This window comes from Sphingomonas sp. 8AM, from assembly GCF_902506455.1.
Lineage (GTDB): Bacteria > Pseudomonadota > Alphaproteobacteria > Sphingomonadales > Sphingomonadaceae > Sphingomonas.
The window spans coordinates 1,977,260-1,992,601 of record NZ_LR733844.1; the positions used below are offsets into that span (position 1 = coordinate 1,977,260).

Genomic DNA, 15,342 nt, shown 5'->3' on the forward strand with positions numbered 1-15,342 from the left:
CCGCCGAGCCCGCCCGGCCCGCACCCGGTCGAGGCAAAGGCGGCGGATGGTGGCGCACTCCACGCGCGCACGATCACGCTCACCACGCGCCGCGGCGACGTGACGCTGACCGCGGCCGCTCCGCGCGACGTGATCGCGCGCCCGATAGAAGGGGCGCTCGCGCCGCTACTGCTGGCGCTCGCGGGTGTCGCGGCGTTGCTCACCGGGGCGTTGCTCGTCCAGCTCCGCGTCGCGCTGCGGCCGCTGCACCGGCTGCGCGAACAGGTCGCGGCGATCCGTACCGGTGCGCGCGGCCGGGTCGATGAAGACCAGCCCGCGGAACTCGCGCCATTGGCGAGCGAACTCAACGCGCTGACGGCAGACACTGCCGCCGCGCTCGCGACCGCGCGCGCCTCGGCCGCGAACCTTGCCCATGCGCTCAAGACCCCGGTCGCCGCGCTGGCGATCGACCTCCGCGATCAGCCCCACCTCGCCGCGACCGTCGCGCGGATCGACCGCACGATCCGCCACCATCTCGCCCGCGCGCGCGCCGCCGCGGTCAACCGCCGCGTCGCCACCCCGCTTGCCCCGGCGGTCGCGGACATCGCGGTGGTGGTGGAGCGGCTCCACGACGGTCCGCCGCTCACGATCGTCCGCGAGATCGCGGACGACATCGCCGTCGCGGTCGACGCGCAGGACCTCGACGAACTGCTCGGCAACCTGCTCGACAATGCCGCGCGCCACGCTGCGTCGCGGATCGCCGTCGCCGCGCGCCGGGACGGGCGCAGCGTCGCGGTGACGATCGCCGACGACGGCCCCGGCATCCCCGCCGCCGCGCGCGCGCAGGTGCTGCAACCCGGAACGCGGCTCGACGAACGCGGCGACGGGCACGGCTTCGGCCTGCCGATCGTCGCGGAGCTGGCGAGTCTATATGGTGGGGCGGTGACGCTGGCGGAAAATGCTCCGCACGGCCTGCTGGTCACGCTGACGTTGCCGGCTGCGTAACCGTCATCCCGGACTTGATCCGGGATCCCGCTTCTTCTTGCCTCGACCGCGAGTAAGAAGCGGGGCCCCGGATCAAGTCCGGGGCGACGAAGCAGGGTAGGAACCGCTCACCAATCCGCAATCGCCTCGCCCGCGCGGATCGGCTGCCCCTCCTGCAATCCCTCGCGCAACCACGCTGCGGCCGGCAGGAACATCACGATTGTCGAGCCATGCTCGAACCACCCCATCTCCGCGCCCTTGGTCACCGCCACATCGCACGCCCGCCGCCCCGGTCCGTGCTCGCGCAGCGTCCGCTCGGTATCGAGGAAGGTCAGCCGGATGCTCGCCACCAGCACCGCCGCGACCGGCACCAGCAGCAGCTCACGCCCGCCCGCCGCGCGCGCCTCGATCACCGCCCGCTCGTTGCGGCAGAACAGGCGCTCGACCCGGCGCAGCGCGATCGGATTGACGTTCCAGCAATCGCCCGATTGATAGCTCACCGCCTCGACCGTCAGGTCGGCGGGCGCATGGAAGCGGTGATACATTCCCGCGGTCAGCCGCAACGTCACGAACCATCCATTCGCGAATCGGGCCGCCAGCGCCGTATCGGGCACCAGCTCGTCAAGCCGATAAGGAAACCCCTTCACCTGATAGAGTTGCCCGTTCTCGACCCGCCCATGAGCGCCGACGATCGCGTCGCACGGACTCGCCACCACATCGTCGCCGCCCGCGAACACCCGCGCGCCATCGCGCAACCGCCGGATGAATCCATCGCGCAGGGAGGCAAAGCGCGTCGTCTCGGCATCGCGCAGGTCGACGTCGCAAAACAACCGCCACGCCGCCAGCGCCGGCTTCGCCACCAGCGGATGCTCGATCGCGGCGATCCGCCCGACCAATTTCGTCGCCCAGCGCCGCGGCAGCCGGTTGGTCAGCAAGAAATTGAGATCCTCCTGCATCAGCACGCGCATCAGTCCGGTTCGCATTGTCACACCTGCGTCATCGCGGCGCGCGTAGTGGCGCCATGGAGAAAAAGACCCTCGCCGCCGTCGCCGGGCTCGTCGCCGGCACGTTGTTCGCCGCGACCAAGGGCCGCGAGCGGCTCGCGCTGTCGCGCGCCAAGCACCCCGGCCCCGGCGGGCACGTCCGCATGGCGAAGCGGATCGCCGGACAGATCCCTTATTACGCTCACGTCGAGGAACGCTTCTTCCGCGCCGATGCGTGCGACGCGGATGTCGCCGCCCGCCGCCGCGCCGGGTTCGAGCGGCTTACGGCGCTCTACGCCGAGCGTTTCCCGAAGACGCTCGCGCTGACCGCGGAGACGCGCCAGGGATTGTCCGACCTGCAATTCACCGGCCGCTACCGCGTGCCCTTCCCCTTCGCGGCGACGGTGCGCGCGCATCTCCCGGTCGGCGCGTTCATGGCGCGCTCGGACGGCGCGTGGCTGACCGACCTCGACGGCAACCGCTTCATCGACCTGACCGGCAGCTACGGCGTCAACGTGCTCGGCAACGATTTCTACAAGGCGACGATGCGCGAGGCGCTCGACACCGCCGAGCCGCTCGGTGGCGTGCTGGGCAGCTATCACCCGGTCGTCGCCGACAACGTCCGCCGCCTGCGCGCCTTGTCCGGGCTCGACGAGGTGTCGTTCCACATGTCCGGCACCGAGGCGGTGATGCAGGCGGTGCGGCTGGCGCGCTATCACACCGGCAAGCGCCGGCTGGTGCGGTTCGCGGGCGCGTACCACGGCTGGTGGGGCGACGTGCAGCCCGGCATCGGCAACCCCGTCCCCGCCGACCACACGCTGACGCTCGCCGACGAGTCCGAACAGACGCTGGCGGTGCTCGCCACTCGCAAGGACATCGCCTGCGTGCTGGTCAACCCGTTGCAGGCGCTTCACCCCAACGGCGGCGCGCCGGCCGACAGCCAGCTGGTCGACAGCGCACGCGCGGCGGGGGCGGACCTGCCCGCGTATATCGCGTGGCTCCGGCGCCTCGCCGAGACGTGCCGCGCGAACGGCATCGTGCTGATTTTCGACGAGGTGTTCATGGGCTTCCGCCTCGCACCGGGCAGCGTCGCGCGCGCGTGGGGGATCGCGCCGGACATGATCGTCTGGGGCAAGACGCTGGGCGGCGGGCTGCCGATCGGCGTGCTGACCGGGCGCGCGGCGTTGATGAAGCGCTGGCGCGACGATCGTCCGGTCGACATCTGCTTCGCGCGCGGGACGTTCAACGCGCACCCTTATGTGATGGCCGCGACCGACGCCTTCCTGCGCCGGCTCGACACACCCGAGGTTGCTGCGCTGTACGAGGGTATGACCGCGCGCTGGAACGCGCGAGCCGTACGGCTCAATGCGCTGATGGCGGCCGCGGGATTGCCGCTGTCGGTCGCGCATCTCGAAACGGTGTGGACGATCCTCTACACCCGCCCGTCGCGCTATAACTGGATGCTGCAATATTACCTCCGCGCCGAGGGGCTGGCGCTGTCGTGGGTCGGCACCGGGCGGTTGATCTTCAGCCTCGACATCAATGACGCGCTGTTCGGGCAGATCGCCGCGCGGATCGTCGCAGCCGGGCACGCGATGCTGGCGGACGGCTGGTGGGACGGGCCGGTGGCGAGCAACAAGCAGTTGAAGCGGCAGGCGTTGCGGGAGTCGCTAGCGGCCCGGGTCACGGGAGGGTGAAGCGTCGAAGGTGAGGAGGTCGAGGGGCGGGCAAGGAAACGCGCTCCCCCTAACCGCCGCCACCCGTCATTCCCGCGAAGGCGGGAATCCAGAAGCCATGTCGTTACGACTCTATCGAGACGATCGGAACCACCGTCTCGATCCTCACCGACCACCGCGCGTCTGGATCCCCGCCTTCGCGGGAATGACGATAAGGGCGCGAGACAGAAACTCCGCGCGCTGACCCCGCCCTCACGCCGCGGCGTGATGGTCGTCGCTACGCCCGTGCTTGATCAACCGCGCCGGTGCGGTGCGATACAGGCGGAAGTCGCTGAACGGATCGGTGACGATCTTCGTCGCCCAGACGATCCCGGTTTCCAGATCGCGTTCGATCCACAATTGCCCGACGCGGAACAGGATCGCCGCGACGCCGAAGAACAGCCACCCGAACCCGACATGCCGCAGGAAGTCCATCGCTCCCTCGGGCCGCTCCAGCACACCGAACAACGTCGGCGACAGCGCCAGCACCACCGGGATCGCCAGCCACAGCCCCATCAGCACATATTTGCGCATCAGGTTATAGCCGACCTTCACTTCTTCCTTATATTCATTGGTGACGCCATTCTCTTCGTCATAGTCTTTCGGCTCGAAGAAGAAATGCCCCGCCTGCCGGCTGGTCATCGCGACGCCCCACGCCAGCAGGCTCGCCAGAGCGGCGTCGACGAACAGCAACGCATAAGCGGTGATGAACGTGCAGGCGCTGACGAAATGCAGGCTCTGGTTGATCAAATCGTGGTGGTAATAACGATGATCGTCCCAGCGCTGCTCCTTCAGTTGCGCGCGGAACCCGGGATTGCCCTGCTCATCCTCGAAACGGAGCTTGCGAAGCGACGGCATCATGCCTTCTCCTTGGCGATACGGACCAGCGAGAAATGCCCGAACGGCGGGATCGCGCGCCGCTCGGTCAGCGACACGTCGCTGCGCGTCGCGATCCAGTCGGTATAGAGCGCGAACGGGAAGTCGGTGCGGAAGCCGAGCCGCTCGGTGATCGGCATCAGCGCGCGCTCGATCCCGCCGCGCAGCCCCTGCTCGGCGCCGACGCGGGTCGTGATGATGATCTCGCCGCCCGGCCGGCAGACGCGCGCGAATTCATCCAGCGCACGCCGCGGGTTGGCGACCGCGCTCACCACATATTGCGCGACCACGACATCGAAGGATTCGTCCGGATAATCCAGCGCCTCGGCATCACCGACGCGGATCGCGTCGATGTTCGGCAGGTTGAGCCGCCGGGTGCGGGCGCGCGCCTTGTCGAGCATGTCCTCCGAGATATCGATGCCGGTCACGCGGCTGGTGGTGGCATATTGCGGCAGCGAGATGCCGGTGCCGACCCCGACCTCCAGGATACGCCCGCCGATCCGGTCGGCGGCACGGATCGCCGCCGCGCGGCCCTGTCGAAACACCGGGCCGAACACCAGATCATACACCGGTGCCCACCGATCATAGGCCAGCGCCACGCCGGCCGTCGTCATCGTCGCTGTCATTCCCGCCGCTTACCTTCGCTGAGCAGCCCCGCCGGGGCCTTGGGACCGGGACCCTTGTGCGACGGCGAGGTGTCAGCGTGACGACGATTGAGTGACGGTCGGCGTCATCGAAGCGAAATGATAATGACACATCCGCCAGTTGAACCTTTATCTCTTAACTTGATCTGCATCACGGACCCAAGTGCAGCGGCCCGTCGTTCGCCGCCCGGGACTTTTCTCCCACAAAGGAAATCGCCGATGGCCGTGAAATTCGCCGGAACGATGAACGCGATCAATCGCGGACTCGACGAGACCAAGCCCGCCAAGGGCGTCGACATGATCGAGGACTGGGAGGCCGCGCTCGCCGACGTCGATACGCCCGGCGCGAAAGGCATCCTGCGCGACCTCGGCTCGCTGCGCAAGCAACTGGAGAAGGACGCGCCCGACGCCGACCGCGTGCACGCGCTGCTCCACCGGCTCGGCGCGGCGACCACCAGGATCGCCGACAAGGCCGAGAAGTCGCAGGACAAGCTGAAGTCGCTCGGCGAGGCACTGACCGAGGCGGGCGAAGAGGAACATGACGAGGAGGAGGACGCTGCAGCGGCCGCCGCCCCGAAGCGCGCACGCAAGACGAAGTGATCGGTTCGAGGGCAGCCGACACCCTGCCCTCCACCGTCGCCCCGGACTTGATCCGGGGCCGCGCTTCTTCTGCCAACGCCGGTGAGAAGCGCGGTCCGGATCAAGTCCGGGACGACGAAATTACTTACCCCGCGACGCCGAGCGCCTCGGCCACCACCTTGTTGACAATCTTGCCGCCACGCACGTTGACGCCCGCCATTAACCCGGCATCCGCCTCGGCCGCGGCATAGCCACGATCGGCCAGCGCCAGCCCGTACGGCAGCGTCGCATTGTTGAGCGCGTGGCTGCTGGTCAGCGGCACCGCACCCGGCATGTTCGCGACGCAATAATGGATCACGCCATCGACCTCATAGGTCGGCTCGGCATGGGTGGTGGCATGGCTGGTCTCGAAACACCCGCCCTGATCGATCGCGACATCGACCAGCACCGCACGCGGCTTCATCAGCTTTAGCATCGGGCGCATCACCAGCTTCGGCGCCGAAGCCCCGGGGATCAGCACCGCGCCGATCACCGCATCGGCCTCCGAAATCTCGTGCTCGATCGACTCCAGCGTCGACACGCGCGTCCGCACGCGGCCCTGGAACAGCTCGTCCAGCTCGCGCAGCCGCGGGATCGAGCGATCGATGATCGTCACCTCCGCGCCGAGCCCGACCGCCATTCGCGCCGCATGCGTGCCGACCACGCCGCCGCCCAGCACGACGATCCGCGCCGGCTGCACGCCGGGGACGCCGCCGATCAGCACGCCGCGGCCGCCGTTGACCGCCTTCAGCGCGGTGCCCGCCGCCTCGATCGACAGTCGCCCGGCGACCTCGCTCATCGGCGCAAGCAGCGGCAGGTGCCCGCGCGCATCGGCCACCGTCTCATACGCCACTGCGGTGACACCCGACGCCTGCAAGCCCTTGGCCTGCTCGGGATCGGGCGCGAGGTGGAGGTAGGTGAACAGGATCTGGTCCTCGCGCAGCTGCACCCACTCGCCCGGCTGCGGCTCCTTGACCTTCACCACCATCTGCGCGGTCGCGAACACTTCCTCGGCGGTGTCGACGATCCTGGCACGGGCGGCGCGATAGGCATCGTCATCGGCGGCGATCCCGGCACCCGCGCCGGTCTGCACGATCACCTCATGGCCATGTGCGACATACTCGCGCACCGCGCCCGGGGTGAGGCCGACACGATATTCGTGGTTCTTGATTTCCTTGGGCACGCCGATGCGCATGGGTCCATCTCCTCGTTTGGCGACAGCATAGCGCGATTGCGACGCCGAAACCGGGCGAACTGCGCACGGGCGGCGTGACAAGTCGGCGAAATCCTGCATGAACCCCTGGCATGACGCAGGAAAGCTACGTTCCCGACCGAATCGACCGCCGGTTGATTGCGCTGCTGCTCGACAATGCGCGCGCCACCGCTTTCACGCTCGCCGAGGCGATCGGTCGCTCCGCCACCGCGGTCGCGCGGCGGCAGCGGGCGCTGGAGGAGGCGGGGATCATCACCGGCTATACCGCGCGGCTCGATCTCGCCCGGCTGGGCCGCCAGATGACCGTTCACATCAAGGTGACGCTGGAGAGCCAGCGGATCGACGTCCTCGACGCATTCGAAACCGCGATCGCCGCCAGCCCCTCGGTGGCACGATGCGAGCTGATGTCGGGCAGCTACGACTATCTCGTCACGGTTCAGGCGCGCGACCTCACCGATTTTGCACATATTCATCGCGACGAACTGTCGCGGCTGCCGGGGGTCACCCAGATGGAGAGCGGGTTCGTGCTGCGCGAGGTGGTGGCGCCGCGCCTGCCACTTTCCTTGCTGGATTAAGCACATAGCCGCTCAGAACAATCCTGATTGAAATCGGACCATGCTTGCGCGCCTTTTTTGCCGACCTGAACGGAAATAGTTTGTCGCTATTTCGAGGGCCGGCAATCGCACTCATCTTAACCCGGCATTTAACAAGTCGGGCCAAATACCAGCATCACTGATCTCGGTTGGTCGAATTGCTTGGGACAAGGTGCGGAAGGAATAGAAATGCTCAAGTGGTTTCAACAACATGCGCCGATTCGCGTCAAATTTGCGATTCTCGCCCTGCTCTACGGCAGCCTCTCGACGCTTTCGCTGGCGGCGACGATCGGCGCGGCGCAGGAGCTGCTGTCCGGCACCGTCGCGATGACTGTCGCCACGCTCGCATGGGCGGCGGTGGTCGCCACCGCGGTCGTGTCACGCACGCTGATCTGCGACCCGTATGTCGCCACCGTCGTCCGCATGGAAGCGCTCGCCGCCGACGACCTCGACACCGCGATCGCCTTCACCGACCATCGCGACTGCGTCGGGCGGATGACCAAGGCGATGGAGGTGTTTCGTCGCAACGGCAAGGCGGTGCTGACGGCGGCGCAGACCCAGCGCGCGGTGGTCGAGGCGCTCGGCGCCGGGCTCGGCCATCTCGCCGACAACGACCTGACCTTCCAGATCGAGCGTCCCTTTCCGGCCGATTACGACACGCTCCGCATCAACTTCAACCGCGCGATGACGGCGGTATCGAACACGATCGAGGCGGTGGCGACCGCGAGCAACGGCATCAACAGCGGCGCGGCCGACATCCGCCAGGCGTCGGACGACCTGTCGCAGCGCACCGAGCAGCAGGCCGCCTCGCTCGAAGAGACCGCGGCCGCGATGGACGAGATCACCACCACCGTGCGCGAGACCGCTGCGGGCGCGCGCCGCGCCAATGACGCCGTCGTCGAGGCGCGCAGCGAGGCGGAAAGCTCGGGCGACGTCGTGCGGCGCGCGGTCGACGCGATGGGCGGGATCGAGCGCTCCTCGGCCGAGATCAGCGAGATCATCAGCGTCATCGACGGGATCGCATTTCAGACCAACCTTCTGGCGCTCAACGCCGGGGTCGAGGCGGCGCGGGCCGGCGATGCAGGCAAGGGCTTCGCGGTCGTCGCCAGCGAGGTGCGCGCGCTGGCGCAGCGCTCGGCAGACGCCGCCAAGGACGTCAAGACCAAGATCAACGCCTCGTCCGAGCAGGTCGAGGCCGGGGTGACGCTGGTCAGCGACACCGGCAAGGCGCTCGAACGCATCATCGCCCGGATCGGCGAGATCAGCACGCTCGTCTCCGCGATCGCGCAATCGGCCGAACAGCAGGCGACCGGCCTGCAGCAGGTCAACACCGCCGTTACCGAAATGGACGGCGTGACCCAGCAGAATGCCGCGATGGTCGAGGAAGCGACCGCGGCCGCACGCAGCCTCGCCGAAGAGGCCGATCGCCTGACGAGTGAGGTCGCGCGCTTCCGCACGGGGACGACCGTGACACGACCGGTGGTCGCGGTCGCCAGTCCACCCGCCTCGCCGGTTCACGACCTTCAGGCGCGCGCCGCGCAGGCCGGACGCGACCTTGCCCGCTCCGCCCGGCGCCCGGTTACCGGCACGCGCGGGACCGCGCTGGCGGTGGCGGACGAGGAATGGGCAGACTTCTAAGCCGTTAGGTAGCTCAGCCCCGTCGAGTCGCCGTCGTCCCGCGCCGGACCCGCGGCTCCGCCTCGTCGCAGCGCGCGGCAGTGACGCTGTACCCGGCATCAAGGCAACGGCCGCGATGTCGGGACGGGATGACCGTTAGTGCGTATCCTGCCCCGCCGCATAGATCGCGTCGAGCACCCGCGCGGTCGCGACATGGTCTTCCGCCGCCGCGTCGAACCGTGCGCCAGCCGCCAGCCGTTCCGCCCAGTCGACTGCGGCGCGCCCGCCCCAGTCGTCGGGCGGCACCGCCAGCGTCTCGCGCGCGGTGCCGCGGAAATGCTCGGCGGTGAAATCGTAGAACGAGCCCGCGACGTTGCGCAGCGCCGCGCCGCCCTCGGTGCCATAGAACGCCGCCTCGATCACCGCATCCTGCCCGGCGTGGAGCCGCCACGAACAGGCCAGTCGTACGACGACGCCGTTATCCAGCCGCACCGTCGCCGCCGCATAATCCTCGACCGCGTCCGCCGCGACCGGCGCCCCGCCAGCGTAGAGCGCAGCACCGACCCGCTCGGCCGTCGCCCCCGGATTGAGCCACAAGGCGAGGTCGGCAAGGTGGATGCCAAGATCCATGACGCACCCGCCGCCGGACTGCGCGCGGTCGTAGAACCACGGCTTGTCCGGGCCATAGGCATTGTGGAACGTCAGATCGATCGCGAACAGCTTTCCCAGCGCACCGCTCCGCACCAGCGGCGCGATCGCGCGCATTCCCGCGGTGTGGCGATAGGACAGATCGACCCCGAGCAACCGGTCGGCGCGCCGTGCCGCCGCAACCACCGCCGCATTCTCGGCGGCATCGCGCCCGAGCGGCTTCTGGCAGAACACCGCCACCCCGGCGTCCAGCGCCACGATCGACTGCGCGGCATGGAGCGCGCTCGGGCTGGCGATCACCACCCCGTCGAGCCCGAGCGCCAGCATCTCCTCCAGTGACGCGCAGACCTGCGCGCCGGGTGCGTCCTGCACCGCCGCCGCCGCCATCTCCACCGACGGATCGCTGATCGCGACCGCCTCGACCGCGCCGCTGCCGACCATTGCGCCCATTCGGTGCCGCCCGATCCAGCCGGTGCCGAGGAAGCCGATACGGGGTTTGGCGTGACTCATGAAAAGATCGTCCTTCATCTACTTTCCGTCATTCCCGCGCAGGCGGGAATCCAGACACGCCAACGTCGCGGGTCTTTCAATGCCGCAGAGGTTCCGGAGTCCCGCCTTCGCGAGGCCTCTGCGAAAGTGCGGGATCATGCCCTTTGTCGGCCGTTCCCCGGCAGAGGCCGGGGTCAAGTCGGGAAGGTATTTCCGTTAGTTACAAACATGCCCCAACTGGGCCCCGGCCTTCGCCGGGGTACAAGAAGGAGCCATTTGCAGCGGTCTCGCCTGCGCGGGAACGACGGTGGTCACCCGAACGTCACCACCGCCTTCACGAACCCGGCAGGCTTGTCGCGCGTCGCGGCAACCGCCTCGTTCAGTTCCGCCAACGTAAAGCGATGCGTCAGCAGCGCCGCCAGATCGACGCGCCCCCCGGCCACCGCTGCCACCGCCTCGTTGAGCCCGCGCAAATTCACCCGCGGATCGCGTTCATGCGCGTTGATCACGTCGATGCCCTTCCAGTTCCAGTCCTGCATGTTCACCTGCCGCGGCCCGTCCTGATGATAGCCCGCCACCATCAGCCGCCCGCCGAACCCGACGATCGCCGAGGCGAGGTCGAGCGGCCATTGCTTGCCGACCGCCTCGATCACGCGTTCGCACAACGCCTCACCGGTCAGCTGCTTGACCCGCTCGATGATCGCCCAGTGATCGTCCATCGCGATCGTCTCGGCCGCACCGTTCGCGCGCGCCAGCGCCAGCGACTCCTCACGCCGTGAGATCGCGATCACCCGCGCCCCGGCGTCGCTCGCCAGCTTCGTCAGTACGGCGCCGAGAAAGCCGATCCCGACGATCGCCACCGTCTGCCCAGGCAGCACGTCGGCGCGGCGGAAGATGTTCATCGCGCACGCCAGCGGCTCGCCCGGAAACGCCTGCCCGTCGAGCGCGGCTGGCAGCCGCACCAGTTGATCGACCGAAGCCACGTCATACGGCGCGAAGCTATGCCCCGACAGCATCGTCACCCGCTCGCCGATCGCAACGTCGTCGACGCCCGCGCCCAGCGCATCGACGACGCCCCAGCCCTCATGCCCCATCCCGCCGGTCTCACTGGGATAGGTCGACCACGGTTGTCCCTCCCACGGCTCGACGTTCGACGCGCAGACGCCGCAGCCCTCCAGCCGCACGCGCACCTCGCCCGCGCCCGGTTGCGGCACCGGCGCGTCGCGCACCTCGAACCGCCCGGGCGCCACCAGCACCGCCGCCGGCATCATGCTTCCATTATCGTGCGACAATCGTTGGACTTCCCATGAATGAACCGCGTGATCTGAACGGCGCGCTCGCCGACAACATCCACCGCCTTGCCGAGCGCCAGCGCCGCGTCGAGGCCGATGCTCCCTGGTCGGACCGGCTGGCCGCCCGGATCACCGGCTTCACCGGGTCGATGACCTTCGTCGCGCTCCACCTGACGTACTTTGGCGGCTGGATCGTATGGAACCTGTATTTGTCGCCCAAGTTCGACCCGACCTTCGTCGTGCTGGCGATGATCGCGTCGGTGGAGGCGATCTTCCTTTCCACCTTCGTCCTCATCAGCCAGAACCGCATGGCCGCGCAGGCACAGGCGCGCGCCGACCTCGACCTCCACATCAACCTGCTCGCCGAGCACGAACTGTCGCGGCTCACCGCGGTCGTCCGCCAGATCGCCGAGCGGGTCGGGGTCGAACCGCCCGACGACATCGCCGAGATCGAACGCGACGTCCGCGCCGAAGACGTGCTCGACACGCTCGACCGCGTTATGCCGTCGCCGTCCGGCTCGTGACCGCCGCAGGCGCGTAGCGGTCGATCATCCACGCGCAAAAATCCGCGAAGGCCTGCGGATCGCGCGCCGCGCTGGTGTGATGCGGCTGGATGCCGAGATGCTCGGGGGTGAAGCAGAACGTCACCGTCGTATCGAACTCGGCGAGCGCTTCCATCTGCCGGTCGAACCAGTCGGTCGCATTGGGACGGAAGCTGTCGGCCCAGCTCAACCCGGTGCGCAGCTTCTTCGTCCCCAGCCGCTTCATCCACGTGACCGCGTCGTCGAGCCGCGGGTCCTCGAAGTGGAACCATTGCATCAGCCCCATCTCCGACGCGACCCTGGCATAGCTGTCGAGCGACGGCTTGGGCGTGCCGTCCTCGCGGATCAGCCCCATGTAGAAGTGGCGGTAATAGCTCGATCCCTCCGCCTCGCGATGGCGGGTGGTCGCGCCCCATTCCTGCGGCAGGTCGAACAGCGAATACCAATAGACGCGCGGCACGCGCCCGATCAGCAGCTCGGCGGTCTTCTCGACCCCGAACACCTGCACCTCCTCCGCGCCGAACGAGCCGACGCCGACCTCGGTGACCCACACCGGCTTGTCGGTGACCGCCTCGATCTCGGCGATCTTCGCGGGCCAGTCGTGGATCGACCACAGGTTCCAGTCGAGCGGAAAGCCGTGCACCGCCAGCACGTCGACCGCGTCGAGGCAGCCGTGTGCCTCCAGCCGCTTCACCCACAACGGGTCGATTGGCGACATGCCCCCCAGCACGCGCGTCACCGCCGGATTGACCGCCGCGATCGAAGTCCCGGCGCGCTTGACGGTATCGGCGAACAGCGACCAGTCGGGGTCGACCTCCGGGTCCCAATGCGACTTGTTGTTCGGCTCGTTCCAGATCATCGCGGCTTCGATCACGCGCGCACTCCCCCCGTGGATGGATAGACCGCCGCCGGCCCGTGCTCGGCAAAGGGCACGTCGCTGATGCGGCAGAGATAGACATCGTCCTGCGGATGCGCCGTCACGGTAAAGCCCGCCGCGCGCAGCATCGCTTCCGAGCAGGCGCGGTTCGGCGCCCACCAATTGGTCCAGTCGCCCGCGAACTTGCGCTCGATGAAGTGCAGCTTCGGATAGTCGCGATCGTCGAAATATTCGGGCGGGGTCCAGGTGCCGGGCACGTAGAAGGGGTGATCCTCCGGTACCTGCGCGTCGTCCTTCGACCCCTGCTGCATCGTCTGGAACAGCATCAGGTCGCCGGCGACATGCTCGCGGATCAGGTCGAGCGCGAGCAGCGGATGCCGAAGGTGATACAGCACCCCCATGAAGATCACGAGATCGAACCGTTCGCCGAGCTGCGCGACGTCATAGACCGACAGGTTACGGAACTCGACGCTGCCGGCGAACCCCAAAGCCTCGCTCGCCAGCCGCGCCTGCGCCAGATAGCGGTCATCGGAATCGATCCCCACCACCCGCGCCGCGCCGCGACGCTTCATCTCGACCGAATAGAAGCCGGCGTTGCACCCGACATCCAGCACCGTCTTGCCGGTCAGATCCTCGGGCAGGCAGACGCCGAATTCGGCGAACTTGTTGCCGGGATAATCGAGCAGAAAATGATCGGGCGCGGTCTGCACACCGCCGGGCAGATGAATGTTGTGGAACCACGGGGCCAGCTCGGCGACCCGCGCACGCAAATCTTCGGTCATCAATCCCCCGTCACCCATCGACAGCATCAACTATCCTTGCGAGGCCCCGTTCCGCCTACTGATCTCGCTCAATATTATAATGCGGAACCGCCGCCGGGGTGCGCCGCGTTTGCGGCGGCATGAGCGATCACGGCTGGACCCGGGCGATGCGCGAGGAGCGCTACGAGGACGCCTGGGCGATCGAGCGCGCGGTGCTCGCCGCGCGCGATCCGGCGACATGCGACGATCCGACGCTCCCCTATCACCAGCGCTGGGTCTGGGACGGAAGCGCGGTCGACGATCGCGACGTGCTGGTGCGCTGCTATCACGGGCTCGGCGACACGCTGCAATTCGCGCGGTTTCTCCCAGTGCTGGCACGACGCGCGCGGTCGGTGGCGGTCGAGGCACCCGCGCGACTTCACCCGTTGCTGCGCTTCCCCGGCATCGCGCTGGCTGCGTTCGACGATGCACACCCGCTGCCGCCGTCCGGCTGCGACATCGAGATCACCGAACTGGCATTCGCGCTACGCTGTGCCCCTCGCGACGTACCCGTTCCCTATCTCCACACCACCCCCGCCCCGCTCCCCCACGACACGGTCGGGCTCTGCTGGCAGGCCGGCGACTGGGATGCCGACCGCTGGGTGCCCCCCGCGCTGCTCGAACCGATCGCGGCGCGGCACCGCTGCCTGTCGCTGGTGAGCGCGCCGACCACGCTACCGGTCATCAACCCCGAAGGCTGCCCGTTCGACCTCGCCGCGACCGCCGCGCTGGTCGCGGGCTGCGCGCTGGTCATCACCGTCGACACGATGATCGCGCATCTCGCTGGCGCGCTCGGGCGCCCGACGTGGCTGCTGCTCAAGGCCGCGCCCGACTGGCGCTGGGACCCCGCGCGCCGCGACAGCGCCTGGTACCCGCACACCCGCCTCTACGCACAGCCGACCGCGGGCGACTGGCAGACGCCGCTCGCCACGATCGCGCGCGATCTCGACATGATCCAAGGAGAAGACCATGGCCAGCCTCCCCAGCCCGTCCGTGCCCGTGTCCTGGGGTGAGTTGCTCGACAAGATCACGATCCTCGAAATCAAGCAGCACCGCATCGACCGTGCCGACGCCCGCGCCAATGTCGCGCGCGAACATTCGCTGTTGTCGCGGATCGGCGCAGGGGTGCTCGGGCAGGACGAAGTCGCGCCGCTCTACGCGCGACTGAAGTCCGTCAACGAGGATCTGTGGGAGATCGAGGACGCGATCCGCCGCGAGGAAGCCGCACGCAGCTTCGGCGGCGAGTTCATCCGGCTGGCGCGCGCAGTGTACGTCAAGAACGACGAACGCGCGGCACTGAAGCGCGCCATCAACGTCGCGCTGGAATCGGACCTGATCGAAGAGAAGAGTTATGCGGCGGTGAATTGAGTTTTTTTGACACAGCCGCGGCGTGTTCGGGGCGACAACACCGCTAGATTAGATAGACATGGGCCCCTGCCTGCGCAGGGGCGACAAGAAGAACCGTCGCCCCT

General features: G+C 68.3%; 16 protein-coding genes. 8 read left to right on the top strand and 8 right to left on the bottom strand.

Annotated features, from left to right (window positions below):
* Positions 1-984 (top strand): ATP-binding protein (locus BACI71_RS09290; protein ID WP_159757977.1); only part of this gene is annotated, 984 nt, incomplete at its 5' end.
* Between the two features lie 107 nt (positions 985-1,091).
* On the opposite strand, the gene asd is transcribed toward BACI71_RS09290, so the two are convergent.
* Positions 1,092-1,946 (bottom strand): archaetidylserine decarboxylase, encoded by an 855-nt coding sequence (asd, locus tag BACI71_RS09295; protein ID WP_236552918.1) that lies wholly within the window; start codon positions 1,944-1,946, stop codon positions 1,092-1,094.
* A gap of 38 nt (positions 1,947-1,984) precedes the next feature.
* Between asd and BACI71_RS09300 the strand changes: the two genes are divergently transcribed.
* Positions 1,985-3,643 (top strand): aminotransferase class III-fold pyridoxal phosphate-dependent enzyme, encoded by a 1,659-nt coding sequence (locus BACI71_RS09300; protein WP_159757983.1) that lies wholly within the window; start codon positions 1,985-1,987, stop codon positions 3,641-3,643.
* Between the two features lie 231 nt (positions 3,644-3,874).
* On the opposite strand, the gene BACI71_RS09305 is transcribed toward BACI71_RS09300, so the two are convergent.
* Both BACI71_RS09305 and BACI71_RS09310 read right to left on the bottom strand, forming a co-directional pair.
* Positions 3,875-4,522 carry a hypothetical protein gene (locus BACI71_RS09305; protein WP_236552919.1) on the bottom strand — a complete coding sequence of 216 codons (648 nt, stop codon included), beginning with the start codon at positions 4,520-4,522 and terminating at the stop codon, positions 3,875-3,877.
* Positions 4,519-5,151 (bottom strand): class I SAM-dependent methyltransferase, encoded by a 633-nt coding sequence (locus BACI71_RS09310; RefSeq protein WP_236552920.1) that lies wholly within the window; start codon positions 5,149-5,151, stop codon positions 4,519-4,521. The genes BACI71_RS09305 and BACI71_RS09310 overlap by 4 nt, the downstream gene beginning before the upstream one ends.
* A 249-nt stretch (positions 5,152-5,400) precedes the next feature.
* On the opposite strand from BACI71_RS09310, the gene BACI71_RS09315 reads away from it, so the two are divergent.
* Positions 5,401-5,781: a hypothetical protein gene (locus tag BACI71_RS09315; protein WP_201297340.1), complete on the top strand. Its 381-nt coding sequence runs from the start codon at positions 5,401-5,403 to the stop codon at positions 5,779-5,781.
* 124 nt (positions 5,782-5,905) lie between these two features.
* Here the strand turns inward: BACI71_RS09315 and ald are convergent, their stop codons facing one another.
* Complete coding sequence (ald, locus tag BACI71_RS09320) at positions 5,906-6,994, bottom strand: alanine dehydrogenase (protein WP_159757989.1); 1,089 nt, start codon at positions 6,992-6,994, stop codon at positions 5,906-5,908.
* 110 nt (positions 6,995-7,104) lie between these two features.
* Here ald and BACI71_RS09325 point away from each other — a divergent pair, with 110 nt between their 5' ends.
* Both BACI71_RS09325 and BACI71_RS09330 read left to right on the top strand, forming a co-directional pair.
* Complete coding sequence (locus tag BACI71_RS09325; RefSeq protein ID WP_159757992.1) at positions 7,105-7,587, top strand: Lrp/AsnC family transcriptional regulator; 483 nt, start codon at positions 7,105-7,107, stop codon at positions 7,585-7,587.
* 207 nt (positions 7,588-7,794) lie between these two features.
* On the top strand, positions 7,795-9,243 hold the full coding sequence (locus tag BACI71_RS09330; protein ID WP_159757995.1) for a methyl-accepting chemotaxis protein: 1,449 nt from the start codon (positions 7,795-7,797) through the stop codon (positions 9,241-9,243).
* Between the two features lie 135 nt (positions 9,244-9,378).
* Here the strand turns inward: BACI71_RS09330 and BACI71_RS09335 are convergent, their stop codons facing one another.
* Together BACI71_RS09335 and BACI71_RS09340 are read right to left on the bottom strand one after the other, a co-directional pair.
* Complete coding sequence (locus BACI71_RS09335; RefSeq protein ID WP_159757998.1) at positions 9,379-10,398, bottom strand: Gfo/Idh/MocA family protein; 1,020 nt, start codon at positions 10,396-10,398, stop codon at positions 9,379-9,381.
* Positions 10,399-10,670: 272 nt separating this feature from the next.
* On the bottom strand, positions 10,671-11,627 hold the full coding sequence (locus tag BACI71_RS09340) for an MDR/zinc-dependent alcohol dehydrogenase-like family protein (protein ID WP_159758001.1): 957 nt from the start codon (positions 11,625-11,627) through the stop codon (positions 10,671-10,673).
* 38 nt (positions 11,628-11,665) lie between these two features.
* Here BACI71_RS09340 and BACI71_RS09345 point away from each other — a divergent pair, with 38 nt between their 5' ends.
* Positions 11,666-12,175, top strand: coding sequence for a DUF1003 domain-containing protein (locus BACI71_RS09345; RefSeq protein WP_159758004.1), 510 nt, complete (start codon positions 11,666-11,668; stop codon positions 12,173-12,175).
* Here BACI71_RS09345 and BACI71_RS09350 read toward each other — a convergent pair.
* Both BACI71_RS09350 and BACI71_RS09355 read right to left on the bottom strand, forming a co-directional pair.
* Complete coding sequence (locus tag BACI71_RS09350) at positions 12,150-13,067, bottom strand: glycosyl hydrolase (RefSeq protein ID WP_159758007.1); 918 nt, start codon at positions 13,065-13,067, stop codon at positions 12,150-12,152. The two genes, BACI71_RS09345 and BACI71_RS09350, sit on opposite strands and share 26 nt — an antisense overlap.
* The gene (locus BACI71_RS09355; protein WP_159758010.1) at positions 13,064-13,852 is read right to left on the bottom strand and encodes a TIGR04290 family methyltransferase; all 789 of its coding nucleotides are present in this window, start codon (positions 13,850-13,852) and stop codon (positions 13,064-13,066) included. Before BACI71_RS09355 ends, BACI71_RS09350 begins: the two co-directional genes overlap by 4 nt.
* A 119-nt stretch (positions 13,853-13,971) precedes the next feature.
* On the opposite strand from BACI71_RS09355, the gene BACI71_RS09360 reads away from it, so the two are divergent.
* A complete protein-coding gene (locus BACI71_RS09360) occupies positions 13,972-14,883 on the top strand; it encodes a glycosyltransferase family 9 protein (RefSeq protein ID WP_159758013.1) in 912 nt (303 codons plus the stop codon).
* A complete protein-coding gene (locus tag BACI71_RS09365) occupies positions 14,840-15,238 on the top strand; it encodes a DUF6165 family protein (RefSeq protein ID WP_028965154.1) in 399 nt (132 codons plus the stop codon). The genes BACI71_RS09360 and BACI71_RS09365 overlap by 44 nt, the downstream gene beginning before the upstream one ends.
* Positions 15,239-15,342: the final 104 nt, after the last annotated feature.

Excerpts from the sequence above, each read along its gene's own strand:
- asd (WP_236552918.1), bottom strand. The coding sequence starts at position 1,946 with ATGCGAACCGGACTGATGCGCGTGCTGATGCAGGAGGATCTCAATTTC.
- BACI71_RS09300 (WP_159757983.1), top strand. The coding sequence starts at position 1,985 with ATGGAGAAAAAGACCCTCGCCGCCGTCGCCGGGCTCGTCGCCGGCACG.
- BACI71_RS09305 (WP_236552919.1), bottom strand. The coding sequence starts at position 4,522 with ATGATGCCGTCGCTTCGCAAGCTCCGTTTCGAGGATGAGCAGGGCAAT.
- BACI71_RS09310 (WP_236552920.1), bottom strand. The coding sequence starts at position 5,151 with ATGACGACGGCCGGCGTGGCGCTGGCCTATGATCGGTGGGCACCGGTG.
- BACI71_RS09315 (WP_201297340.1), top strand. The coding sequence starts at position 5,401 with ATGGCCGTGAAATTCGCCGGAACGATGAACGCGATCAATCGCGGACTC.
- ald (WP_159757989.1), bottom strand. The coding sequence starts at position 6,994 with ATGCGCATCGGCGTGCCCAAGGAAATCAAGAACCACGAATATCGTGTC.
- BACI71_RS09325 (WP_159757992.1), top strand. The coding sequence starts at position 7,105 with ATGACGCAGGAAAGCTACGTTCCCGACCGAATCGACCGCCGGTTGATT.
- BACI71_RS09330 (WP_159757995.1), top strand. The coding sequence starts at position 7,795 with ATGCTCAAGTGGTTTCAACAACATGCGCCGATTCGCGTCAAATTTGCG.
- BACI71_RS09335 (WP_159757998.1), bottom strand. The coding sequence starts at position 10,398 with ATGAAGGACGATCTTTTCATGAGTCACGCCAAACCCCGTATCGGCTTC.
- BACI71_RS09340 (WP_159758001.1), bottom strand. The coding sequence starts at position 11,627 with ATGCCGGCGGCGGTGCTGGTGGCGCCCGGGCGGTTCGAGGTGCGCGAC.
- BACI71_RS09345 (WP_159758004.1), top strand. The coding sequence starts at position 11,666 with ATGAATGAACCGCGTGATCTGAACGGCGCGCTCGCCGACAACATCCAC.
- BACI71_RS09355 (WP_159758010.1), bottom strand. The coding sequence starts at position 13,852 with ATGACCGAAGATTTGCGTGCGCGGGTCGCCGAGCTGGCCCCGTGGTTC.
- BACI71_RS09360 (WP_159758013.1), top strand. The coding sequence starts at position 13,972 with ATGAGCGATCACGGCTGGACCCGGGCGATGCGCGAGGAGCGCTACGAG.
- BACI71_RS09365 (WP_028965154.1), top strand. The coding sequence starts at position 14,840 with ATGGCCAGCCTCCCCAGCCCGTCCGTGCCCGTGTCCTGGGGTGAGTTG.